This is a genomic window from Corynebacterium sp. S7 (assembly GCF_054401105.1).
Map to the genome: position 1 here is coordinate 2,404,744 of NZ_CM136760.1, position 23,796 is coordinate 2,428,539.

Genomic DNA, 23,796 nt, shown 5'->3' on the forward strand with positions numbered 1-23,796 from the left:
CAAATCACTCTCGGTTCAGGTTCGTCGCAGTAAAGAAGCCAGGTCAAGATGCCAGGTAAAGAACCTAAGCTACAACAGCGTCGATCCACTGGTTGATCTGCGGAACATCGACGTCCTTGCCATCTACAAGCACGCGAGGGGAAGAGACTTCGCCAGTCTTCTCATTGAGGTAGTCAGCGTTGCCCTGTCCGATTCGTGTCGCATCGTCAGTGTATGCGCCGTCACGGATGGCCTTGACAGTCTCAGAGTCGGCGCCAAACTGCTCAGCCAGGTTGGCATAGTCATCGCCGTTCCAGGAGTTGTAGATCTGCTGCTGGTTCGCCATCAAGTACTCACGGAAGTTCCAGTACAGCTTGGCATCGCCAGAATCGGCCGTGGCTAGGGCTGCTGCCAACGCGTGAGTGGAGTTGCCCTCGGCGCCGCGGTCAAGGAAGGTCAACGGCCGGATATCTACTGCAAGATTGCCGCCTTCAATCTCCTGAAGCATCTGCGTATCCGTATCAGCTGAGAGCTGTGCACAGTAGTGGCACGAGAAGTCCTCGAACAGCTCTGCGCTAGGCACAGAAGCATTTGCGTTCTCAGCCTCCAGAGTGACAATTCCCGCGTCCTTATTAAAGCTCATGGACACGCCATTGACATCGGTCATGTTCTCAGCAACGGCCGCTGCCTTGTCACTGCGACCGTTGAATACGATCAATCCAACTGCCACCGCAGCGATGACGATCACCGCAATAATGGTCCACAGAAAGGCAGTATTGCCCTTTTCGTTGGGATTCTGAACCTTTTTGTTACTCACTTATTTTCACCTTGCCAATTTTTCTTATGGGTTTTACGGGTAGATCGCGAATTTCTTGAACGGGCGATAAACAATGAACAAGCTCATCGCAAAGTAGACAACATCCCGCAAAATCGTCGCCAGATAGTTCGTGGCCTCTTGATTCGGATCTGGGTTGAAGCAGCCACAATTGATCTCTAGACCACGTGCCCATGCCGAACCTAGTCCAATTATGAACAGAGTCAGCACTACTGCCGACAGCTTCGCCGAAGGGCGAAGGAAGACACCGAAAATGAGCAAAAGACCACCGATTATTTCCAGCGGCCCAATTACGCGCGCAAGCAAATCCGACCATGCTGGGGTGAAAATTTCATACGCTTCAATCGTCTGAGTGACATTCATATGGTCACCCATCTTGGATAAACCGGCAGAGAGCCAAATATAGCCAAGATAGAAACGACAGATTGCCCCAATTACATCGAGGATCCTGTCCTTGGTAAAGAAATTCTTCTTCAGCCCAGGCGAGTCTGATTCTGCTGTTACGCTCTGCTCATTCGTCGTGGTCACAAAATGACCATAGCGAAAAACCTAGACGAAACCCATAGCAGGCCCTGTGAAATAACTGAATAGGTCACCAAATCTGCTATGAGCCTTGTCACTCCTATGTAGAAATGTTTATCCCAGAACGTCGGAGACGACTTGCTGTGCTTCCTTCTGCACCTGCGCGAGGTGTTCTTCACCCTTGAAGGATTCGGCGTAAATCTTGTACTTGTCCTCGGTTCCCGATGGTCGAGCCGCGAACCACGCATTCTCCGTGGTCACCTTCAGGCCACCAATAGGTGCGCCGTTGCCAGGAGCATTAGTAAGCTTTGCGACGATTGCCTCGCCGGCTAGCTCGGTCGCCTTCACGTCGTCGGGCGACAGGGCCTTGAGCTTCGCCTTTTGCTCACGGTTAGCTTCGGCATCGGTACGCGCGTAGGCCGGTGCACCGAATTCCGCGGCCAATTCTGCGTAGCGCTGAGAAGGAGTCTTGCCGGTCTTTGCGGTGATCTCCGCTGCGAGAAGGTCCATGATTAGACCATCCTTATCCGTCGACCACACGGTTCCGTCTTGGCGCAGGAAGGATGCACCCGCAGATTCCTCGCCACCGAAGCCAACAGAGCCGTCGATAAGACCAGGGACAAACCACTTGAATCCAACGGGCACCTCAACAAGCTTGCGTCCAAGCGATGCAACCACGCGGTCAATCATCGAGGAAGACACCAAGGTCTTACCCACTGCGGTACCTTCGCTCCAACCTGGACGGTTTGCGAAAAGATACTCGATGGCCACGGCCAGGTAGTGGTTCGGATTCATCAACCCGTGATCAGGGGTGACAATGCCGTGCCGGTCTGCGTCAGCATCATTGCCGGTGGAGATGTCATACTTATCGCGGTTTTGCACAAGAGAAGCCATGGAGTTCGGGCTCGAGCAATCCATACGGATCTTGCCGTCAGTATCTAGGGTCATGAACCGCCAGGTGGCATCGACATTTGGGTTGACCACTGTCAGGTTGAGCTTGTGCGCTTCAGCAATAGCACCCCAGTAATCCACCGATGCGCCACCCATGGGGTCTGCGCCGATGGACAGGTTGGAAGAACGAATTACATCAATGTCGACCACGTTCGGAAGGTCGGCCACATATGTATCTAGGTAGTTGTGCTTCTGCGCCCGGGCATCCAGCACGCCGGTCACCGAGGTGCGCTTGACGCCTTCAAGGTTCGCACGCAGGTAATCGTTGGCGCGATTGGCAATCCAATCCGTCGCATCCGTGTCCGCGGGGCCACCTGAAGGCGGGTTGTATTTAAAGCCACCATCACGAGGAGGGTTGTGAGAAGGAGTGATCACGATGCCATCGGCGCGCTTCGGATCGGTGCCCGTCACTCCCCCAGCCAGGTTGGCATTGTGAGCGAGAATCGCGTGACTGACGGCAGGGGTCGGGGTGTAGCGCCCGCGATCGTCGACAAGCACTGCGATCTCATTAGCAATGAGCACCTCAAGTGCCGAAACCATCGCAGGCTCGCTGAGCGCATGTGGGTCGCGGCCGATGTAGACGGGGCCGCCGATGTTGTTGTCGCGGCGATAATCGACGATTGCCTGGGTGGTCGCCCAGATGTGCTGCTCGTTGAAGGCATTGTCCAGAGAAGAACCGCGGTGACCGGAGGTGCCGAAGGCGACCTGCTGATCTGGGTTTTCCGGATCAATATCTCGCGTGTAGTAGGCGGTGACCACCTCTGCGATATCGATGAGGTCTTCCGGTTGAGCAAGTTGTCCCGCACGCTCATGTGCCATGACGGTTCTCCTTTGAGAGTTTTTGAAAATGCTTACTTTCCATTGTGGTCAAAGGAGAACTATTTGGCCACGAAACTTGAAGTTCTTCACCTTTTCGCCATCTTTAAGGTGAGCTTTAGGGTGGGCTTTAAGAGGGCCAGCTGGAAAATCAGCAGCGGATTATACTTTTCCCAGAAAGTTTTGAAATTCGCTCCAACTTTCGGACCATATATCCTGCAAATTCCCCAGGAACTTTTAACTAATCCACCCCCACATACGGGGTCTAAAGATATCACCTTAAAGAATGGCGTTTCGTTGATTTCTGGTAAACACTAGTTTTTAACCATGACCGAGACAATAAACGACATTCTTGTTGCCGCATCCTCGTTTGTGTGGGGCCCATGGCTGCTGATCCCACTCCTTCTAGGTACCGGGCTCTTTCTGACCTTTCGTTTGGCAGGAATCCAATTCCGCACTCTCGGTCGCGCGCTGCGTTTCGGCCTTTTCGACAAGCAAGAAGACGGCGAAGGCGATATCTCCAACTACCAGGCGCTGACCACTGCTTTGGCCGCCACAGTGGGCACCGGCAATATCGTCGGTGTCGCTACCGCAATTGCCATGGGCGGCCCAGGTGCTTTGTTCTGGATTTGGTTTACGGGCCTCGTCGGCATGGCATCGAAGTACACCGAGGCCTACCTCGGTGTGCGATTCCGTACCACTGACAGTAAAGGCAACCAGGCCGGTGGCCCGCAGGAATATCTGCGCCGCGGCATCCCAGGACCCCTCGGCCAGATCTTGGCGTTTACCTTCATGCTCTTCGCCGTGATCGCTTCCTTCGGCATCGGTAACCTGACCCAGGGCAATTCCGTGGCAGCGGGCATGGAAGATACCTTCGGAGTCGACCCGTGGATCACCGGCATCATCATGTTCGTCGCCGTTGGCGCTGTTCTGTTGGGCGGTATCAAGTCGATCGGCAAAATCACCGCGGGGTTTGTCCCATTGATGATCTTTGTCTACGTCACTGGTGGCCTCGTTGCTCTTGTGCTCATGGCCGATCAGCTCCTGCCTGCTCTCGGGCTGATCTTTACTGATGCCTTTACCGGCACCGCTGCCACCGGCGGATTCCTCGGTGCCGGCATCATGATGGCCGTGCGCTATGGTGTGGCCCGAGGCATCTTCTCTAACGAATCCGGCATGGGTTCGGCAGCTATTGCGGCTGCGGCGGCAAAAACCTCCCACCCTACTCGCCAAGGCTTAGTCTCCATGACGCAGACCTTCATTGACACCATGATCGTTGTCTCCATCACCGGCCTTGTCATCGTGGCCTCCGGTGTGTGGGATATGGGCTCCGAGAACGCCGCAGTGATGACCAGTGCAGCCTTCTCCACTGTGCTTCCAGGCGAATGGGGCGGAACGATCGTCTCCGTCTCCCTGATCTTCTTCGCCTTCTCTACCATTATTGGCTGGTCCTACTATGGTGAGCGTTCCTCGGTTGCGCTGTTCGGTGAGTGGGCCTCTCTGCCCTACCGACTCATTTTCACCTGTGTCGTCTTCATCGGTGCAACCACAGAGCTCGACATCGTCTGGAACTTCTCCGACCTAGCAAATGGCCTGATGGCGCTGCCGAACCTGATCGGCTTGATCATCCTCTCGGGGCTGGTGGCACGAGAGACCAAGGCTTATCTCAAGTTCGATCCGGACCTGCGCAAGTCTCCCGAGGAGGTGCGCCAGTTCGTCGAACAGCAGCAGATGAATTGGAAGTAGCCGAAGAAGTAAGATCGTGTAAATGATCAAAGAAGGATTGCTCGTAGGGGTTGGTGCCGCACTCGGTGCGCTGACCCGCTACGGGCTTCTTTTTGTCGTCGCAACGCTTCTGCCCTCACCCGGAAACGACGTAGCAGTCACCCTGGTAATTAATATTGTCGGCTGCTTTGCCATGGGATTATTCGCACCGGGGTTGTTCTGGGGGACCGGATTTCTGGGCGGTTTTACCACCTATTCAGCCTTCGCACTCGCCGTCGCTCAATCGGAATTCACCGACGCAGTCGTACTCGCTGCAGTCACATTTATCGCATCGGTGGGCGCCTACCTCCTGGCAGACTTTCTCCGGGGGAGGTGGAAGAAATCGAGCCGCTCATTGTCATAGCGCTAGTTGGCTGCGGTGGATTTCTGGGCGGCATCTCGCGCTGGGCCCTGGCTAAAATTCCAACGCCTTTCGTCGGCACCTTCGCTGCGAACATTGTGGGAAGTGTAGTACTTGGCATCGCCGTGATGGGCCCAGGCTACATCCCCTTGGCCTTCGGCACGGGTTTCGCCGGTGGTTTATCCACGTGGTCCACGCTCTCGCGTGAACTAGGCCAGCTCATCAAGGCTAAGAAGTGGCGAACGCTTGTCATCTACGCAGCAGCAACACTAATTATCGGCATCATTGCTGCTTGGCGTGGCACGATTTGGGGTGGCCTGATTTTCGCTGCTTGGTAGCGCAGGCCACCACCTTTAATCCTTTAATCGGTAATCGCATCCAGTGGCGGAGTCTTCGCTGCCTTTTGTGCTGGCCACAAAGCTGCCAAAACACCGACAACTCCCGAACCGATGAGCATGGTGACAAGTAAGTTCCACGGGATCGAAATCGTATTCAGCCCTTGGTCCGCAAGAACTGTCAGGAAGGCCCAACCCAAGGCAAGACCGATAATCATGCCGGACACGGCACCAAAGACTGAGATCTGTATGGACTCAAGAATGATCATGATCCGAACCTGATTCCGCTGCATACCCACCGCACGCAGCATGCCGATCTCTTGACGTCGTTCAATCACCGAGAGGGTCAAGGTGTTCACGATGCCCAAAATCGCAATAATCACGGCAAGCGCAAGCAGGGCGTAGAGAATCGACAGCATTTGGTTAATGGCCATCGATGCTTCGCCGACCATCTCATCGGTGTCACGAACTTGAACAACGATCGCGTCTCGCACCGCTTGCTCCAGATTCGCGCGGAGCTGCTCGTGGTCGGCTGTGCCGTCACCATTAACACCGACCATCATCACCGTGGCAGCCTGCGGCGGCACGATCTCGGATACTGCGTCATAGGAAATCAGGAAGCTTTGGAAAATTCCCATTTCCCCAAAAATTCCCCCAACCTTCAGGTCCACCGTAGCGGGGCTCATGCCAGGTGCACTCAACGTTACGGTGTCGCCTACGTGCCAGTTGTTCTCGTCGGCAAGCGGACGCGGCACGATGACCGTATTACCTGTTAGATCTGCCGACCCTTCTTGAACATCCATGTTGACAAGCCGTGAGGGATCGCCACTGATGACATCCGACATGCCTTGGCCACCACCGTATTCATGCCCGTAGTGCCCATCGATTGCAACTGGGACCTGCGAATACGTCACAACCTCATTGACTCCGTCAACACCGCGCACGATATCCGGGACATCACTAGGAACCGGGAACCCACCCGTCTGCGGACCGGACAAAACGAACTCCGCGCTCACCTCGTTTTTCGCGAAATCTGCAATCGAGTCACGCATCGTCGCACCGAACATACCGATGGCCGTGACCAAAGCAACGCCGAGCATTAGCGCAAACGCCGTCGCGGAGGTCCTGCGCGGGTTGCGCTGCGTATTTGTCGAGGCGAGCTTGCCCACGGAACCGAAAGGCAATCCGATCAGACGCCCGAATGGTGGAACCAATGGCAGCGACAGTGCGGGACCGGCAAGGAAGAATCCGATGATTACAAGCAACGTTCCCACGCCGACAAGGCTGGCGCGATTGCCGGTCGACCCCGCCTCCCATTGCACGGCCCACCCTGCAACGATGAGACCGGCGGCGATCATCACCACGCCAATAATCGTCCGATTCCTCAGCGGTTGCGGCGAGGCGGATTCGCTCGAGCGCATCGCTTCCACCGGCTCAACCTGACCCGCGCGACGCGCCGGTGCCCACGCCGAAATGACCGTGACTAAGGTACCCACGACCAGAGGAATCACAATGGCAGACACCGACAACCCGAGCCCAGAGTTAGGAAGCGGATTACCGGTCTGCGCCATCACAGCCTTAATCACCGCAACTAGGCCAGCGCCAGCGACAATGCCCAACGCCGAACCAATCAGGCCCACGATGAACGCTTCCGCCACAACGGAACGGCTGATCTGGCCCTTCGAAGCGCCAAGCGCACGCAGCAGCGCAAATTCCTTCGTCCGCTGCGCAACAATCATCGAGAACGTATTCGCAATCAGGAAGGTGCCCACGAGCAGGCCAACCAGTCCAAACGCAATGAGGAAGTAGTTGACAAAGCTCAGCGCGTCAGAGATAGATTGAGAGACTTCGTCGGCAAGCTTTTGCCCCGTCTCGACCTTCACGTCTGGATATGTCTGCTGCAGGTGCGTGACCAAATCCTCCGGGCTCACCCCCGCGGCCGCAGAAACAGAAAGCCCCGGATAGAACACACCATCGGTGTATTGCTCGAGGTAAGAGGCACTATCCATCAGCAAATTGATCGACGTACCCTGATCAAGCTCCACATCGTAGAGACCCACCACGTTCACCTCATGGCGCGCGAGCGGATCGACCACGATCAATTTCTGCCCCACCGAAATCCCAAACTTTTCGGCGGCCTTCGCATTGACCACAACCTCGTCGAGCCCTTGCGGCACCACACCCTGAGTCATGTCAAGGTTCTGGCCGACCCGCTGCTCCGGGGGATAAAAGATACTTATCGACGAGCTGCCGCCCCCAGTTTGAATCGCCTCGCGTGCATCGTTTGCCACTACCACCGTCGTACTGCCGGAGACGTTAACTTTGTCTACCTGCGCATCGGCTGCGATGGCATCGCCAGTTTCTTTAGGAACCCCGGGTTGGTTGTCACCTGCGCTGACAACAACATCGACGCCCTTGTAGGAGGTGTTCATCACCGAATCGAAGGTGTTCTGCAAAGAATTGGTGAACATAAACGAGCCCGAAATGAATGCCGTTCCCAATACTACCGACAGCACTGTCAGCGCGAGACGCACCCGGTGTGCCGCAATGTTGCGCAGCGACACTTTTCGCATGGTGGAATTCATGAACTACTCGATTCCCGTCATCGTGGCCAAGATCTTGTCGATCGTTGGATCGCGCAGCTCATTGACGATCTGGCCATCAGCGAGGAAAATTACTCGATCAGCATACGAAGCCGCGGTCGCATCGTGGGTCACAATGACGACGGTCTGGTTGTCGCTATCTACAGCGGTACGCAAAATATTGAGCACTTCTTTAGAAGAATTGGAGTCCAGGTTGCCGGTGGGCTCGTCGCCAAAGATAATCTCCGGACGAGACACCAATGCGCGTGCACAGGCCACGCGCTGCTGCTGACCACCGGAGAGCTCTGCTGGCCTGTGCGTTAAGCGGTTGGTCAGCCCGAGGCGAGAGGTCACTTCCTCGAACCAGGCTTGGTCGAGTTTGCCATCGGCAATGTCGGTGGGCAGCGTGATATTTTCGGCTGCGGTCAGTGTGGGCACCAAGTTAAACGACTGGAAGATAAAGCCCAAGCGATCTCGGCGCAGGTTTGTCATTTCTTTATCGTTCAACGTGGACAGGTCTGTATCACCGATGAATGCCGAGCCCGACGTCGAGGAATCCAACCCCGCCATCGTGTGCATCAATGTGGACTTGCCCGAACCGGACGGCCCCATAATCGCTGTGAACTCGTTGCGGGCAAACTCCACGTTGACATGGTCAAGTGCCACGACTGCCGTATCGCCTTCGCCGTACTGCTTGAATAGATCTACTGCGCGAGCAGCCGCTGCCTTCGATTCAGAATTGGGCGTGGAATCTGCGTCATCCTCAGCCCGGTGCTTGGCCATCATGGGAACCTCTTTTCACCAAAGTTATGAACCTCTTCATCGTACTTTCCCTGCACCCCGTGAGCACAGTTGCTTGAATGACTGGTCTGGGCATACTTTTTCCTACCCTGTCTAAAGTCTGGGATTCGCCGTAGAATGCGGACATGGACGACACAACTGAGCACACAACTACAGACCGCGTTGATATCAAGCCCCGTTCACGCGATGTCACCGACGGAATCGAAAGTACGGCCTCCCGCGGCATGCTCCGTGCTGTGGGGCTTGGCGACGACGATTGGGACAAACCCCAAATTGGTGTCGCTTCTTCTTGGAACGAAATCACACCTTGTAACCTGACGCTAAAAAAGCTGGCGGAATTCGCTAAGGACGGTGTGCACGAATCTGGCGGCTTCCCACTGGAGTTCGGTACGATTTCTGTTTCCGACGGTATTTCTATGGGCCACGAGGGTATGCACTACTCGCTGGTTTCGCGTGAAGTCATCGCTGACTCCGTTGAAACGGTCATGTCCGCCGAGCGCCTCGACGGTTCGGTACTTCTCGCAGGCTGCGATAAGTCCATCCCAGGCATGCTCATGGCAGCAGCGCGCCTCGATCTTTCCTCGGTATTCCTCTACAACGGTTCCACTATGCCCGGAACTGCCAAGTTCGAGGACGGTACCGAAAAGGAAGTCACCCTCATCGATGCTTTCGAAGCTGTTGGTGCCTGCCGTGCCGGGAAGATGAGCGAGAAGGACCTCGGTGCCATCGAGCGTGCAGTCTGTCCAGGCGAGGGCGCATGTGGCGGCATGTACACTGCTAACACCATGGCATCTGCTGCTGAGGCGATGGGGATGTCCTTGCCAGGCTCCGCTGCCCCACCAGCTATCCACCGCAATCGCACCGAATACGCGCGCGCATCGGGCAAGGCAGTAGTCGGTCTTTTGGAAAAGGGCATTACCACTCGTGACATCATCACCCGGGAGTCTCTCCTCAACGCCGTGGCAGTAGTCATGGCTCTGGGTGGCTCCACCAACTCCGTGTTGCACTTGTTGGCTATTGCGCACGAGGCCGAGGTAGACCTCACTCTCGATGACTTTAATGCCGTCTCCGACAAGGTCCCTCATCTGGCCAACGTGAAGCCCTTCGGCCAATACGTCATGAACGACGTCTTTAAAATCGGTGGCATCCCTGTTGTCATGAAGGCACTTCTCGACGCCGGCCTCCTCAACGGCGATTGCCTCACCGTGACAGGCAAGACAGTGAGGGAAAACCTCGAAAGTGTTTCTCCTCCAGATCCTGACGGCAAGATCCTTCGCGCACTCGATGATCCCATCCACGCCACCGGTGGCCTCTCCATCCTCAAGGGCTCGTTGGCTCCAGACGGAGCAGTGGTGAAGACCGCGGGTTTCGACGCCGATGTCTTCGAGGGCACCGCTCGCGTCTTCGACCAGGAAAAGCCCGCCATGGATGCCGTTCTCAACGGTGAGCTGAAAAAGGGAGACGTTGTTGTCATCCGCTACGAGGGGCCAAAAGGCGGCCCAGGTATGAGGGAAATGCTCGCCATTACCGGCGCAATCAAGGGTGCTGGGATTGGTAAGGATGTCCTGCTGATCACCGACGGGCGTTTCTCGGGTGGATCCACCGGCCTATGCATCGGCCACGTCGCACCCGAAGCCGTCGACGGCGGCCCCATCGCCTTTATCCACGACGGAGACCCCATCAAAGTCGACATCCCCAACCGCACCATCGACATACTCATCGACGACGACACCCTCGCTGCCCGACGCACAAACTGGACACCACCCCACAACCCCCGCCTGCACGGAGTCCTTGGCAAATACGCAAAACTCGTCCACACAGCAGCACACGGCGCCGTACTCTACTAACCCACACCCACCAACCCTGTTTGTGGGCATGGGTAAAGCCCCGGGTAAAAAACCTTAATGGTTTCTTACCCGGGGCTTTACACATATGTAGTTATCTATTCTGTTTAAAGGTCGGCGGTAACTTACTCTCCCACATCCTCCCGGATGCAGTACCATCAGCGCGGGCGGGCTTAGCTTCCGGGTTCGGAATGGGACCGGGCGTTTCCCCGCCGCCATCAACCACCGACACACCCTTGGGGTGTACCAGCACTGTCACTAGGCGACTAGCAGACACATGAAGATACATATTCACTTACACAAGACACACCCACCACCACACAATAGTGGTAGCCGTGTGTGCTGTGTCAGACACTGCACAGTGGACGCAAACACCAAACCCTTGGTGCATAATCATTTTTTCGTTTCGCAAAACACGCTCACCCACAACCACACAGGTTGCAATTTGTTGGGTGTTTGTCGGTCTATTAGTACCAGTCACCTCCACACCTCACAGTGCTTCCAGATCCGGCCTATCAACCCCATAGTCTCTAGGGAACCTCAAAAGAAACCTCATCTCAAAACAGGCTTCCCGCTTAGATGCTTTCAGCGGTTATCCCTCCCGTACGTAGCCAACCAGCCATGCCCCAGGCGGGACAACTGGCACACCAGAGGTACGTCCGTCCCGGTCCTCTCGTACTAGGGACAGCCTTCTTCAAGTTTCAACGCGCGCGGCGGATAGAGACCGAACTGTCTCACGACGTTCTGAACCCAGCTCGCGTGCCGCTTTAATGGGCGAACAGCCCAACCCTTGGGACCTACTCCAGCCCCAGGATGCGACGAGCCGACATCGAGGTGCCAAACCATCCCGTCGATATGGACTCTTGGGGAAGATCAGCCTGTTATCCCCGGGGTACCTTTTATCCGTTGAGCGACACCACATCCACAAGTAGGTGCCGGATCACTAGTCCCGACTTTCGTCCCTGCTCGACCTGTCAGTCTCACAGTCAAGCTCCCTTGTGCACTTACACTCACCACCTGATTGCCAACCAGGCTGAGGGAACCTTTGGGCGCCTCCGTTACTCTTTAGGAGGCAACCGCCCCAGTTAAACTACCCACCAGGCACTGTCCCCAACCCAGATCATGGGCCAAGGTTCAGGTATCCACTACGGTCAGAGTGGTATTTCAACAACGACTCACACACAACTAGCGTTGAATGATCACAGTCTCCCACCTATCCTACACAAACCGCACCGAACACCAATACCAAGCTATAGTGAAGGTCCCGGGGTCTTTTCGTCCTGCCGCGCGAAACGAGCATCTTTACTCGTACTGCAATTTCACCGGGCCTGTGGTTGAGACAGCAGGGAAGTCGTTACGCCATTCGTGCAGGTCGGAACTTACCCGACAAGGAATTTCGCTACCTTAGGATGGTTATAGTTACCACCGCCGTTTACTGGGGCTTAAATTCTCCGCTTCGACCACAAGTGGCCTAACAGGTCCTCTTAACCTTCCAGCACCGGGCAGGCGTCAGTCCGTATACATCAACTTCAACGTCTTCGCACGGACCTGTGTTTTTGATAAACAGTCGCTTCCCTCTATTCTCTGCGACCCCACACAGCTCACGTCGAAAAAACGATCACCATATAGGGTCCCCCTTCTCCCGAAGTTACGGGGGCATTTTGCCGAGTTCCTTAACCACAGTTCACCCGACCGCCTTAGTATTCTCTACCTGACCACCTGTGTCGGTTTCGGGTACGGGCCATATACACACATCGCTAGAGGCTTTTCTCGACAGTACAGGATCACCAACATCACCCAAAAAGGGCTACGCATCACGCCTCACACACAATGAACCCCGCATTTCACAAAGGTTCGTGCCACACGCTTACACCACAATCCAATAAATGGCTCGGCTACCTCACTGCGTCACCCCATCACTGAACTACTACAGATCAGGCCCCACGCACACACAACAACACATGATCCGAAGATCAATCAGTCACAGTGCACGGGTGGTTAGTATCACTGCCTCGCCCTTGGTCGCACATATACGGGTACGGGAATATCAACCCGTTAACCATCGACTACGCCTGTCGGCCTCGCCTTAGGACCCGACTCACCCTGGGAAGACGAACTTGACCCAGGAACCCTTAGTCATTCGGCGGATAAGATTCTCACTTATCACTCGTTACTCATGCCTGCATTCTCACTCGCACACAGTCCACAGCCCCTTACAGTACTGCTTCACCCCATGCACGACGCTCCCCTACCCAACAAACAAAAGTTCATTGCCGCGGCTTCGGCGGTGTACTTGAGCCCCACTACATTGTCGGCGCAGAATCACTCGACCAGTGAGCTATTACGCACTCTTTCAAGGATGGCTGCTTCTAAGCCAACCTCCTGGCTGTCTTCGCGACCCCACATCCTTTTCCACTTAGTACACCCTTAGGGGCCTTAACCGGCGATCTGGGCTGTTTCCCTCTCGACTATGAAGCTTATCCCCCACAGTCTCACTGCCATGCACCACTTAACCGGCATTCGGAGTTTGGCTGACATTGCTAAGATAATAGTCCCGCTCAACCAACCAGTAGCTCTACCTCCGGCAAGCTAACACAACGCTGCACCTAAATGCATTTCGGGGAGAACCAGCTATCACGGAGTTTGATTGGCCTTTCACCCCTACCCACAACTCATCCCCTCAGTTTTCAACCTAAGTGGGTTCGCGCCTCCACAACCTCTTACAGCTGCTTCACACTGGCCATGGGTAGATCACCCCGCTTCGGGTCCAGGACATGCCACTCAAACACACTATTAGTATTCGCTTTCGCTACGACTACCCCACACGGGTTAACCTCGCGACATGCCGCTGACTCGCAGGCTCATTCTTCAAAAGGCACGCCATCAACCACACGAGGGTCTCTGACGGATTGTAGACACACGGTTTCAGGAACTATTTCACTCCCCTCCCGGGGTACTTTTCACCATTCCCTCACGGTACTATCCGCTATCGGTCACACTAAGTATTTAGGCTTACCGGGTGGTCCCGGCAGATTCACAGCAGATTCCACGAGCCCACTGCTACTCGGGAAAACAACAACACATATGATTACGCCTTCATGTACGGGGCTCTCACCCACTCCGGCAGGCCATCCCAGACCACTTCCACTAACACAACCACACACGCACCAAGTCAACAGCCCTGGTAAGTCGCATCCCACAACACCGCACACGCAACCCCTGTCAGGTATCACACGCACACGGTTTAGCCTCATCCACGTTCGCTCGCCGCTACTAGCAGAATCATTAAATTTATTTTCTCTTCCTACGGGTACTGAGATGTTTCACTTCCCCGCGTCACCCCCACACAGACTATGAATTCATCTGCAGGTCGCACCACATAACTAGTACGGGGTTTCCCCATTCGGACATCCTCGGATCAACGCTTAGTTGGCAACTCCCCGAGGCATAACGCAGCCTCACACGTCCTTCATCGGCTTAGCATGCCAAGGCATCCACCATGCGCCCTTAAAAAACACACAACCACACACCCACCCACGAGTAGGCAAGCATGTGGGGCAAACACATTAACTCAACAAAAAACACACACAAAAAAGAATAAAGATGCTCGCGTCCACTATACAGTTCTCACACAACACACCACCACCAACAACACCACAACCAGAACACCCGGCCACAGCGCTATCACGCAGTGATCTTAAAAAGGAAACAACAATGTTGCCCCAGACACCCAACAGTGCACCAACATACTCAAGTCCCACAACAACCCCCCACAAGGAAATCATCGCCGTGTATTGAGAATTCATGTCCCCAGCCATCCCCATCACACACCACTGAGGTATGCGGGTATGTCTCCACCCGGAAATTTAGAAAAAAAACAGCAGTAGAACATCCGCCTACTCAACTATTGTTACCCCACAACTGCGAGGCCAAAAAATATAACTCCTTAGAAAGGAGGTGATCCAGCCGCACCTTCCGGTACGGCTACCTTGTTACGACTTCGTCCCAATCGCCGATCCCACCTTCGACAGCTCCCCCCCACTAAAGGATAGGCCACTGGCTTCGGGTGTTACCAACTTTCATGACGTGACGGGCGGTGTGTACAAGGCCCGGGAACGTATTCACCGCAGCATTGCTGATCTGCGATTACTAGCGACTCCGACTTCATGGGGTCGAGTTGCAGACCCCAATCCGAACTAAGGCCGGCTTTAAGCGATTAGCACCACCTCACGATGTAGCAACGCGCTGTACCGACCATTGTAGCATGTGTGAAGCCCTGGACATAAGGGGCATGATGATTTGACGTCATCCCCACCTTCCTCCGAGTTAACCCCGGCAGTCTCTCATGAGTCCCCACCATCACGTGCTGGCAACATAAGACAAGGGTTGCGCTCGTTGCGGGACTTAACCCAACATCTCACGACACGAGCTGACGACAACCATGCACCACCTGTACACCAACCACAAGGGAAACCGTATCTCTACGGCGATCTGGTGTATGTCAAGCCCAGGTAAGGTTCTTCGCGTTGCATCGAATTAATCCACATGCTCCGCCGCTTGTGCGGGCCCCCGTCAATTCCTTTGAGTTTTAGCCTTGCGGCCGTACTCCCCAGGCGGGGCGCTTAATGCGTTAGCTACGGCACAGGAAACGTGGAAGTCCCCTACACCTAGCGCCCACCGTTTACAGCATGGACTACCAGGGTATCTAATCCTGTTCGCTACCCATGCTTTCGCTCCTCAGCGTCAGTAACTGCCCAGAGACCTGCCTTCGCCATCGGTGTTCCTCCTGATATCTGCGCATTCCACCGCTACACCAGGAATTCCAGTCTCCCCTACAGCACTCAAGTTATGCCCGTATCGCCTGCACCCCCGGAGTTAAGCCCCGGACTTCCACAGACGACGCGACAAACCACCTACGAGCTCTTTACGCCCAGTAATTCCGGACAACGCTCGCACCCTACGTATTACCGCGGCTGCTGGCACGTAGTTAGCCGGTGCTTCTTCTACAGGTACCGTCACTTACGCTTCGTCCCTATCGAAAGGAGTTTACAACCCGAAGGCCGTCATCCCCCACGCGGCGTCGCTGCATCAGGCTTCCGCCCATTGTGCAATATTCCCCACTGCTGCCTCCCGTAGGAGTCTGGGCCGTATCTCAGTCCCAATGTGGCCGTACACCCTCTCAGGCCGGCTACCCGTCGACGCCTTGGTAGGCCATTACCCCACCAACAAGCTGATAGGCCGCGAGCTCATCTCATACCGCAAAAGCTTTCCACCACCATCACCAAACAGTGGTCCTATCCGGTATTAGACCCAGTTTCCCAAGCTTATCCCGAAGTACAAGGCAGATCACCCACGTGTTACTCACCCGTTCGCCACTCGAGTACCCCGCAAGCGGGGCCTTTCCGTTCGACTTGCATGTGTTAAGCACGCCGCCAGCGTTCATCCTGAGCCAGGATCAAACTCTCCACAAAAACAATTTCAGCCAAATAAATCAACCAAAAAAGCTAGAAAAATCTAGGCCGTGAAAAGCCCAAACCCAACCAAAAACAAACAATCCAGCGCAAAAACAAAAATTTTGACGCGATTGTCCAAAAAAAGAATTACAAAACAAAAAACAACCAACCCCACTCCGACGAGGAAAAAAGGGCCGATCAACGTAAACAAAAACAAAAGTTTGTTCACAAATGTCCGAATATCAATCCGCACACCCAATTATTTCGCACCGAAAATAAAACCACACCACCACCACGGAAGTAGCAGCACGACCGGCACACACCCACCACAACACCACCACCCACAAAGAGCAGCACCATTACATGGCAGGGAAACAACCAAGCACACAAACCAACACACAAACAAAAGTACATTGGCACACTATCGAGTTCTCACACAACATCAGCACACTAACTCACCCGAAACCACACAGAATCGAACTCACTAGCAGCGAAGATTGACCTTAAAACACACCATGACACAAAGTCAAAACCATGTTTATTGGCTCTACAATCATTTTGCTTGTCTGCGGTAGTTTTCCTGACCACCATCTCACCAGACCCTTCAAGGTCTTAGCGGGGCGTTGTCGGTCTCGCTGACTCACATAAATTTACACACCCACCCACACAACAACAAATCACCAGGTCAATCCACATAAGCGGAAGACCTGGCGATGAGTTATGGCGACTATTCCTGCACTCGTTCTACAGTTGCGCCGAGCGAATTGAGCTTTTCAACGAAGTGAGGATATCCCCGATCAATGTGATGTACATCGTGGACGGTTGTTACCCCGTCGGCGACAAGACCCGCGAGGACGAGGCCCGCTCCCGCGCGGATATCCGAAGCCCACACATCAGTGGACGACAATTCTTCCTTGCCGTGAACCACTACGTGATGGCCATCAACGTTGGCATCGGCACCGAGACGCAGCATTTCGTCGACGAAGCGGAAACGAGATTCGAAGACGTTCTCGGTAATGATCGAAGTGCCGTTGGCAATGGCGGAAATCCCGATCGCCATTGGCTGTAGGTCCGTTGGGAAACCGGGAAAAGGCAAGGTCTGGTAATCCACTGCACGTGGCCGGCTGTCCATCCGCACTCGAAAACCGAAGTCGTACGTTTCTACTTCAGCTCCTGCACTCTTGAGCTTTTCCAGCGCAAGGTGCAAATAGCGAGGCTGAATTCCGCCCACGACGATGTCGCCTTGAGTCATCGCCGCTGCATACGCCCACGTTCCGGCGACAATACGATCACCAACAACAGTATGAGTCGTCGGCTCGAGGTGATCTACACCCTCGATACGCAGAGTAGAGCTACCCTCGCCAGTGATCTTTGCACCCATTGAGTTGAGCATGTTGCACAAGTCAATGATCTCAGGTTCTCGAGCCGCATTATCCAGAACAGTAGTTCCTTCAGCCATCACGGCAGCAGTCAAAATGTTTTCGGTAGCACCAACCGAAGGGAAATCAAGTTTGATGTCCGCACCGACAAGCTTGTCAGCACGTGCAACAACAGCGCCGTGCTCGATATGAGTGGTCGCCCCAAGCTTCTCTAGGCCGGATTGATGCATATCCAATGGGCGCGAACCGATTGCATCGCCGCCCGGAAGAGCCACGATTGCCTCACCACATCTCGCGGTCAGCGGACCCAGGACACACACCGACGCTCTGAACTGGCGAACCGCATCAAAGTCAGCATGTGAGGACAATTCCGCTGGCGTATCAATGGTCACAGTTTGACCATCGATTACCACTGAACAACCGAGCCCTTCCAGGACATCTTTCATCAACGGCACGTCGAGGATCTCGGGGCAGTTATTTAACGTTGTGGTCCCCTCCGCCAGAAGCGCGGCAGCCATAAGCTTGAGCACGCTGTTCTTGGCACCATCAACGCGTACGGAGCCCTGCAGTCGGGCTCCGCCTGTCACTAGAAAACGTTCCTTCACGTCTCCTACCCTACAGAAATAGCACTAAAGAATCTTTAGGGAAGTGCACCGATCCTGCGTGCTGCGTTTACTGCCTCATAGCGCGTGTGCGCTCCGAGCTTGCGCATGACGCTTCGCAGGTAGGACTTGACCGTCTCTGCACCGATACCCATTTCTTCCGCCGCTTCGACGTTGGTGTGACCCAAGGCCACGCAGGAGAGAACGTCGAGCTCGCGCGCGGAAAGTTTTGTGGATTGCTTGACCCGTACTGGCGAAACCATTTGATCGCAGAGTTGCTCCAGCTCTTTGCGCAGTGCATCGTCTTCCACACGGTTTGCCAGCATGCGGAGCTTGGAGTGAGTAGAACGGACTTGCTCCCACTCCGCGCCGTTCATTACCCGTCCGGCTTTGGCCCCAGACTTTCCACCCTCTGCACGGCGCAATGCCGAGTTCACTGCAAGATCCTGTTCAAGGGTGCGAGCAGTAGCAGTTACTTCCTCAATGACTTTGTCGCCGAGACGAACAGGTGAATGCACCCCAACATAAAGAACACCGCGAATTTCCCGCTGCACGATCACAGGAACTGCCACGATGGAATGAAGACCTTCATCTTGGATAGCGCGATCATGTTCGTGGGAGATGACGTTGGCGCGAGTGTAATCGGAGACGCCTACCGCTCGTCGCGTTGCGACGACCCTGCCACCAACACCAGCACCCGGATCAATGATCAGGTTCTGTAGTGCGGGGGTACGCAGGCCAATCCACTGTGTGATTTGCAACCGGTTATCGACCAGCAGTGTGCCGTACATGGTCACTGGGATTCCTGTTGCCGTCTTCAACGACGTCAGTGCTGCACGAATGGCATCGTCGTCATCTTTGACCCGTTGCGAATCCATGATTTCTCCTGTCGAGTATTACCCCGAAAGAGTGTCCCGTACTGGGGGCAAGCTCAGTCGGTCTTTCGTTAACACTTACCGAGCATACCCTTAATCGGGGGGTAAGAAAAAGTCGGTTCCGAAAAATGGAACGAATCGGCATTTCTGTCAACCCGCACCAACAGAGCTACCCCCTCGGTACCCCCTTGAAAAACATTACTCTACCTGCGCTAACTTGATAGTCTATTCTACACATACCGCTCTGTCTAGATGTTGTGTGTAGAGTAATGGGCAGAGCCGAGGCGATTCGCCAGAAGGCTGAGCTAAACATCAATACATACGAACTTTCATTACGAAGGAGAGCACTGTCTCATGGCAAAGGTGTACGACAACATCCTTGAAACCATCGGCAACACCCCACTGGTAGAGCTGAAGGGCGTCACTGAAGGAAAAGGCGCGCGCGTCCTGGCAAAGCTGGAGTTCTTCAACCCAGCCAACTCCGTTAAAGACCGTATCGGTAAGGCAATTATTGACGCAGCTGAGGCCTCCGGTCAGCTGAAGCCAGGTGGCACCATCGTCGAGGGCACGTCCGGTAATACCGGTATTGCACTTGCGCTTGCTGGTGCAGCTCGTGGCTACAAGGTCATCTTGACCATGCCAGAGACCATGTCCAACGAGCGTCGCGTTGTTCTTCGCGCTTTCGGCGCTGAGATCGTTTTGACTCCGGGCTCCGCTGGTATGCAGGGGGCAGTGGACAAGGCAAACGAGATCGTTGCGTCCACCGAGAACGCTGTCCTTGCTCGCCAATTCGAGAACGAGGCGAACCCGCAGATCCACTACGAAACCACGGGCCCAGAAATCTGGAACGACACTGACGGCGAAGTTGATATCTTCGTTGCTGGCGTCGGCACCGGCGGCACCATCTCCGGTGCAGGTAAGTTCCTCAAGGAGCAGAAGCCAGAGGTAGTCAACGTTGCGGTTGAGCCAGCTGCTTCCCCACTGCTCTCTGAGGGCAAGGCAGGAGCTCACAAGATCCAGGGCCTCGGCGCAAACTTCATCCCAGGCACCTTCGATCGCAATCAGGTCGATGAGATCATTACCGTGTCCAACGAAGACGCTGTTGCAGTTTCTCGCGAACTCGCTGTGAAGGATGCGATCCTTGGCGGCATCTCCACCGGCGCAAACGTCAAGGCAGCCCTTGAGCTGGCTGACCGCGAAGAGAACAACGGCAAGACCATTGTTGTTATCGTCCCCGACTTCGGCGAGCGCTACGTCTCGACCATCTTGTACGAAGACATCCGCGACTAAATCGTTTGACCCCGATAATTCCCACTCTTCCGGCTTTTTGCTGGTCGGGTGGGTTTTTCGTCGTAAAGCGATCCTTTGAATAAAAAGACGATCTCTTAAAGATTTAAGTGTTGTGAGCTGCTAGACTCTAGCCCCATGATTAATGTGGTGAAGATGATTCGGGAGGACTTGGCAAACGCCAAGACCCACGACCCAGCTGCTCGCGGTGATGTTGAGAATGCCATCGTTTATTCGGGCTTGCACGCGATCTGGATGCATCGCTTCTGCCACAGCCTGTGGAACAAGGGTTTTAAGGGTCTTGCGCGCGTGATCGCGCAGTTTAATCGATTCCTTACCGGCATTGAGATCCACCCGGGAGCGACCATTGGACGCCGCTTCTTTATTGACCATGGAATGGGCATCGTCATCGGTGAGACGGCAGAGATCGGCGACGATGTCATGCTCTATCACGGTGTCACCCTCGGCGGACAGGTACTTACTCAGACAAAGCGCCACCCGACTCTGGAGGACGGAGTTACCGTGGGCGCGGGCGCGAAAATTCTCGGCCCGGTGATAGTCGGCGCGGGATCATCTGTGGGTGCCAACGCTGTGGTCACCAAGGACGTGCCACCGGACAGCATTGCTATCGGTGTGCCGGCCAAGATCCGCCCGAAGAAGAAGGAAGAGCATAAGTTGCTCGTCGATCCTGGTTTCTACGTAATTTAAGCTAATCTGCTTGGTTGCTTTCAACGCTCTTCTCAACGAGGTCTGTAAAGGCCTCGTTTTTGCGTATAAAGCTCTCGACAGCACTGCACGAAGGAATAACCGTATGACCGGCCTTACGCGTGTCATGGAGGGCTTCTAAGAGGAGCGCTGTGGCCAAGCCTTGGCCACGGTAGGCCGGGTCAACCACAGTGTGGTTGAAGTCGCGCACCGTCTGCGAACGGTATTCATAAGCGGCGTAGCCGGCCTCTCTACCGTTTGCCAAAATTACATAGCGGTTCCGCTCTGGCTGATGAACTACTTCAGTGCGCACCAAGACACTCTCCTAACCTAGCTTAAAGCTCCTTACTTCTGTTCTTACTCCAGTATCGACTAGAAGCTAGGCGAAAAAACACGAAACCCCCTTACCGGGGGTAAGGGGGTTTGAAGAGTGTGGCCAGAGCCGGGATCGAACCGGCGACCCCACACTTTTCAGGCGTGTGCTCTACCGACTGAGCTATCTGGCCAGAAACGCTTTCGCGTTTCTGCGACCCTGACGGGACTTGAACCCGCGACCTCCGCCGTGACAGGGCGGCGCGCTAACCAACTGCGCCACAGGGCCTTCTTCAATTGTGTGCAATTTCTGGTGTTAATCTAAGTGTTTAACTTAGTGTTTAACACTGTCTTTCGCACGAGTTAATACATTACACAGGAGTGCTGAATAACAACAAATCAGCAGGTAGAACACACTTCCCTTACTATTCCCTTACTCTGCAGCGCACTCCAGAGTGTGCACGGGAATTACATGCCACCGAACCTGCCCCGCACGCAGCTACGTACACAACCCGCACGCAGCTAGACAAAACAAAACACCGGAACACACTGCAATAAGCAATGCATTCCGGTGTAATGCGAAATAAACGCGACCCTGACGGGACTTGAACCCGCGACCTCCGCCGTGACAGGGCGGCGCGCTAACCAACTGCGCCACAGGGCCTTCTTTATTTATATAGAGAATAAATCTCCGTACTCCCAACGGGATTCGAACCCGTGTTGCCGCCGTGAAAGGGCGGAGTCCTAGGCCTCTAGACGATGGGAGCTAGAACATCGTTTCCACACTTTAGTCAGTGTTTCTCGACTCCGTTAAAGTTATACGACCCAACCATAGTTATGCAAAACGTATGGTCAAAGCCATTTTCCCCGACATAACACGCACTGTACTTATACCCCATGAGGGTATAACATTGACTTATGTCTGAAACAAACTCAACAACTTTGATCCCATCCGACGCTACAGAAGACGCTACAGAAGTAGTCACCGAAGTAGTCACCGAAGTAGTCACCGAAGTAGATGCAGCCGAATCCGGCGGTGAAGTCTGCCACGGCGAACATGGCTATAGCGCAGATCGAGCCAAATACCTCGCCCGCGTGAAGCGCATCCAGGGCCAGGTCGGTGGCATTCACCGCATGATCGACGAGGACCAGTACTGCATTGATATCTTGACGCAGATTTCTGCGATTACCTCGGCATTAGAAAACGTTGGCCTCGCCCTTCTCGAGGACCACCTCCACCACTGCGTAACTGGAGCTGTCGCAGAAGGCGGAGACGTAGCCGACGAGAAAATTACCGAAGCAATGACCGCCATCAAGCGGATGGTGAAGTAACTATTTCAGCCTGCTTGGGTCGCTCCTGACGATCAAGCGGAATCCGGCGCATTATGGCTGCGTAAATCGCGCCAGTGATGTTATGTAGCACCGCAGCAACGGCACCAGGTAGTGCCGCCTCCGGAGAGAAGAATTTCAGTGACATTCCCGAGGCCAGCCCCGCAGATTGTGTGCCAATCTCAATGGCCATCGTGCGCGATTGCGCCTCCGGCATCTTAAACAGTCGGCCAGTGAAGTAGCCAAGGATGTAGCCAAAAACATTGTGCAAAAGCACTGCCACAAACACGATGGCCCCTACTTGCGCGAGTCGCTCGACGTTTCCCGCCACGGTTGGGAACACCACACCACCGATACCGAGAATCGAAATCCAGGGCAGAATTGGCGAAATTTTAGTCACGAATGCGTCAAAGAAGTAACGAATAACCAGGCCGCCAATGACAGGCAGCAGCACCGTCTGCGCGAGTGTCATGGCCATCCCCTGAGCATCGACATCCGTTCGTTCGCCGGCCAGCCACAACATCAATAGTGGCGTCATAATTGGCGAAACCAAGGTCGAAACTGACGTCATTGCCACCGAAAGGGCCACGTCCCCCTTCGCCAAATACGCAATCACATTTGACGAAGTGCCACCAGGAACCGACCCCAGCATCAGCAAGCCAATACTGAGTTCGGGACTGAGATTGAGCAATCGCGCGACAATAACGGCTAGTAGCGGCATGATCACAAACTGTGCAACCACGCCGATCAGGACAGGTAGCGGACGTTTAGCAATCACCTTGAAGTCAGGAATGGTCAACGTCAGCCCCATTCCAAACATGATGATCATCAGAAAGTACGTGATGTAATCACCCAAAGGTAAAAATGGCTCGGGGAAGAAAAAGGCAATAACCGTTCCCGCGAGAATAAAAAGCGGAAATGCTGTGACGGCCAGCGCCGCCGAGCGATCTTCTTTATCGTGTGCCACATCGGAAGTAATAGACATAAACGGTGTCTCCAGAAGAATTGCAAACAGACGGACAATTAGGTCATGGGGCGGCAGGCCTAATGGTGGGGATACCGCT

The 23,796-nt window shown here is 54.6% G+C and carries 17 protein-coding genes, 4 tRNA genes and 3 rRNA genes; 7 read left to right on the top strand and 17 right to left on the bottom strand.

Annotation, left to right across the window (positions count from 1 at the left end):
* Positions 1-64: 64 nt before the first annotated feature.
* The 3 genes from ACXZ66_RS11455 to pgm form a co-directional block, all read right to left on the bottom strand.
* On the bottom strand, positions 65-796 hold the full coding sequence (locus ACXZ66_RS11455) for a DsbA family protein (protein WP_458748887.1): 732 nt from the start codon (positions 794-796) through the stop codon (positions 65-67).
* A 33-nt stretch (positions 797-829) separates the two neighbouring features.
* On the bottom strand, positions 830-1,342 hold the full coding sequence (locus ACXZ66_RS11460) for a DoxX family protein (RefSeq protein WP_458748889.1): 513 nt from the start codon (positions 1,340-1,342) through the stop codon (positions 830-832).
* 108 nt (positions 1,343-1,450) lie between these two features.
* On the bottom strand, positions 1,451-3,106 hold the full coding sequence (gene pgm, locus ACXZ66_RS11465) for a phosphoglucomutase (alpha-D-glucose-1,6-bisphosphate-dependent) (RefSeq protein WP_458748891.1): 1,656 nt from the start codon (positions 3,104-3,106) through the stop codon (positions 1,451-1,453).
* A 324-nt stretch (positions 3,107-3,430) separates the two neighbouring features.
* On the opposite strand from pgm, the gene ACXZ66_RS11470 reads away from it, so the two are divergent.
* From ACXZ66_RS11470 to ACXZ66_RS11480, 3 genes are read left to right on the top strand one after another with little or no spacing between them, the layout of a single operon-like run.
* On the top strand, positions 3,431-4,849 hold the full coding sequence (locus ACXZ66_RS11470) for an alanine/glycine:cation symporter family protein (protein ID WP_458748892.1): 1,419 nt from the start codon (positions 3,431-3,433) through the stop codon (positions 4,847-4,849).
* 22 nt (positions 4,850-4,871) lie between these two features.
* Positions 4,872-5,231, top strand: coding sequence for a CrcB family protein (locus ACXZ66_RS11475; protein ID WP_458748894.1), 360 nt, complete (start codon positions 4,872-4,874; stop codon positions 5,229-5,231).
* Positions 5,201-5,566: a fluoride efflux transporter FluC gene (locus ACXZ66_RS11480; RefSeq protein WP_458748896.1), complete on the top strand. Its 366-nt coding sequence runs from the start codon at positions 5,201-5,203 to the stop codon at positions 5,564-5,566. Before ACXZ66_RS11475 ends, ACXZ66_RS11480 begins: the two co-directional genes overlap by 31 nt.
* A 23-nt stretch (positions 5,567-5,589) precedes the next feature.
* Here the strand turns inward: ACXZ66_RS11480 and ACXZ66_RS11485 are convergent, their stop codons facing one another.
* Both ACXZ66_RS11485 and ACXZ66_RS11490 read right to left on the bottom strand, forming a co-directional pair.
* Complete coding sequence (locus tag ACXZ66_RS11485; protein WP_458748897.1) at positions 5,590-8,148, bottom strand: ABC transporter permease; 2,559 nt, start codon at positions 8,146-8,148, stop codon at positions 5,590-5,592.
* Positions 8,149-8,151: 3 nt separating this feature from the next.
* Entirely contained in the window at positions 8,152-8,928 is a 777-nt protein-coding gene (locus ACXZ66_RS11490; RefSeq protein ID WP_458751378.1) for an ABC transporter ATP-binding protein, read from the bottom strand.
* Positions 8,929-9,071: 143 nt separating this feature from the next.
* Between ACXZ66_RS11490 and ilvD the strand changes: the two genes are divergently transcribed.
* Positions 9,072-10,793 (top strand): dihydroxy-acid dehydratase, encoded by a 1,722-nt coding sequence (ilvD, locus tag ACXZ66_RS11495; RefSeq protein ID WP_458748899.1) that lies wholly within the window; start codon positions 9,072-9,074, stop codon positions 10,791-10,793.
* A 109-nt stretch (positions 10,794-10,902) separates the two neighbouring features.
* Here the strand turns inward: ilvD and rrf are convergent.
* The 6 genes from rrf to ramA form a co-directional block, all read right to left on the bottom strand.
* A 5S ribosomal RNA gene (gene rrf / locus ACXZ66_RS11500) occupies positions 10,903-11,020 on the bottom strand.
* Between the two features lie 217 nt (positions 11,021-11,237).
* Positions 11,238-14,311: ribosomal RNA gene (locus ACXZ66_RS11505) — 23S ribosomal RNA — on the bottom strand.
* 45 nt (positions 14,312-14,356) lie between these two features.
* Entirely contained in the window at positions 14,357-14,596 is a 240-nt protein-coding gene (locus ACXZ66_RS11510) for a hypothetical protein (RefSeq protein ID WP_458747730.1), read from the bottom strand.
* A 144-nt stretch (positions 14,597-14,740) separates the two neighbouring features.
* Positions 14,741-16,261: ribosomal RNA gene (locus ACXZ66_RS11515) — 16S ribosomal RNA — on the bottom strand.
* The 16S, 23S and 5S rRNA genes sit together here, the layout of an rRNA operon.
* A gap of 709 nt (positions 16,262-16,970) precedes the next feature.
* Positions 16,971-18,227 (bottom strand): UDP-N-acetylglucosamine 1-carboxyvinyltransferase, encoded by a 1,257-nt coding sequence (gene murA, locus ACXZ66_RS11520; RefSeq protein ID WP_458748900.1) that lies wholly within the window; start codon positions 18,225-18,227, stop codon positions 16,971-16,973.
* 35 nt (positions 18,228-18,262) lie between these two features.
* Positions 18,263-19,102, bottom strand: coding sequence for an acetate metabolism transcriptional regulator RamA (gene ramA / locus ACXZ66_RS11525; RefSeq protein WP_458748901.1), 840 nt, complete (start codon positions 19,100-19,102; stop codon positions 18,263-18,265).
* Positions 19,103-19,453: 351 nt separating this feature from the next.
* On the opposite strand from ramA, the gene cysK reads away from it, so the two are divergent.
* Positions 19,454-20,389, top strand: a complete 936-nt coding sequence (gene cysK / locus ACXZ66_RS11530) for a cysteine synthase A (protein WP_458748902.1) — start codon at positions 19,454-19,456, stop codon at positions 20,387-20,389.
* A 135-nt stretch (positions 20,390-20,524) separates the two neighbouring features.
* The gene (epsC, locus tag ACXZ66_RS11535) at positions 20,525-21,094 is read left to right on the top strand and encodes a serine O-acetyltransferase EpsC (RefSeq protein ID WP_458748903.1); all 570 of its coding nucleotides are present in this window, start codon (positions 20,525-20,527) and stop codon (positions 21,092-21,094) included.
* A gap of 1 nt (position 21,095) precedes the next feature.
* Here the strand turns inward: epsC and ACXZ66_RS11540 are convergent, their stop codons facing one another.
* The 5 genes from ACXZ66_RS11540 to ACXZ66_RS11560 all read right to left on the bottom strand — a co-directional run bounded on the left by ACXZ66_RS11540 (position 21,096) and on the right by ACXZ66_RS11560 (position 22,170).
* Positions 21,096-21,404 (bottom strand): GNAT family N-acetyltransferase, encoded by a 309-nt coding sequence (locus tag ACXZ66_RS11540; protein WP_458748905.1) that lies wholly within the window; start codon positions 21,402-21,404, stop codon positions 21,096-21,098.
* A 120-nt stretch (positions 21,405-21,524) separates the two neighbouring features.
* Positions 21,525-21,597: transfer RNA gene (locus ACXZ66_RS11545), tRNA-Phe, on the bottom strand.
* A gap of 21 nt (positions 21,598-21,618) precedes the next feature.
* Positions 21,619-21,692, bottom strand: a tRNA-Asp gene (locus ACXZ66_RS11550).
* A gap of 301 nt (positions 21,693-21,993) precedes the next feature.
* Positions 21,994-22,067, bottom strand: a tRNA-Asp gene (locus tag ACXZ66_RS11555).
* A gap of 30 nt (positions 22,068-22,097) precedes the next feature.
* A tRNA-Glu gene (locus ACXZ66_RS11560) sits at positions 22,098-22,170 on the bottom strand.
* 178 nt (positions 22,171-22,348) lie between these two features.
* Between ACXZ66_RS11560 and ACXZ66_RS11565 the strand changes: the two genes are divergently transcribed.
* Positions 22,349-22,735, top strand: coding sequence for a metal-sensitive transcriptional regulator (locus tag ACXZ66_RS11565; RefSeq protein ID WP_458751380.1), 387 nt, complete (start codon positions 22,349-22,351; stop codon positions 22,733-22,735).
* Here the strand turns inward: ACXZ66_RS11565 and ACXZ66_RS11570 are convergent.
* Positions 22,716-23,717, bottom strand: a complete 1,002-nt coding sequence (locus ACXZ66_RS11570) for a bile acid:sodium symporter family protein (RefSeq protein WP_458748907.1) — start codon at positions 23,715-23,717, stop codon at positions 22,716-22,718. The genes ACXZ66_RS11565 and ACXZ66_RS11570 overlap by 20 nt on opposite strands.
* Positions 23,718-23,796: the final 79 nt, after the last annotated feature.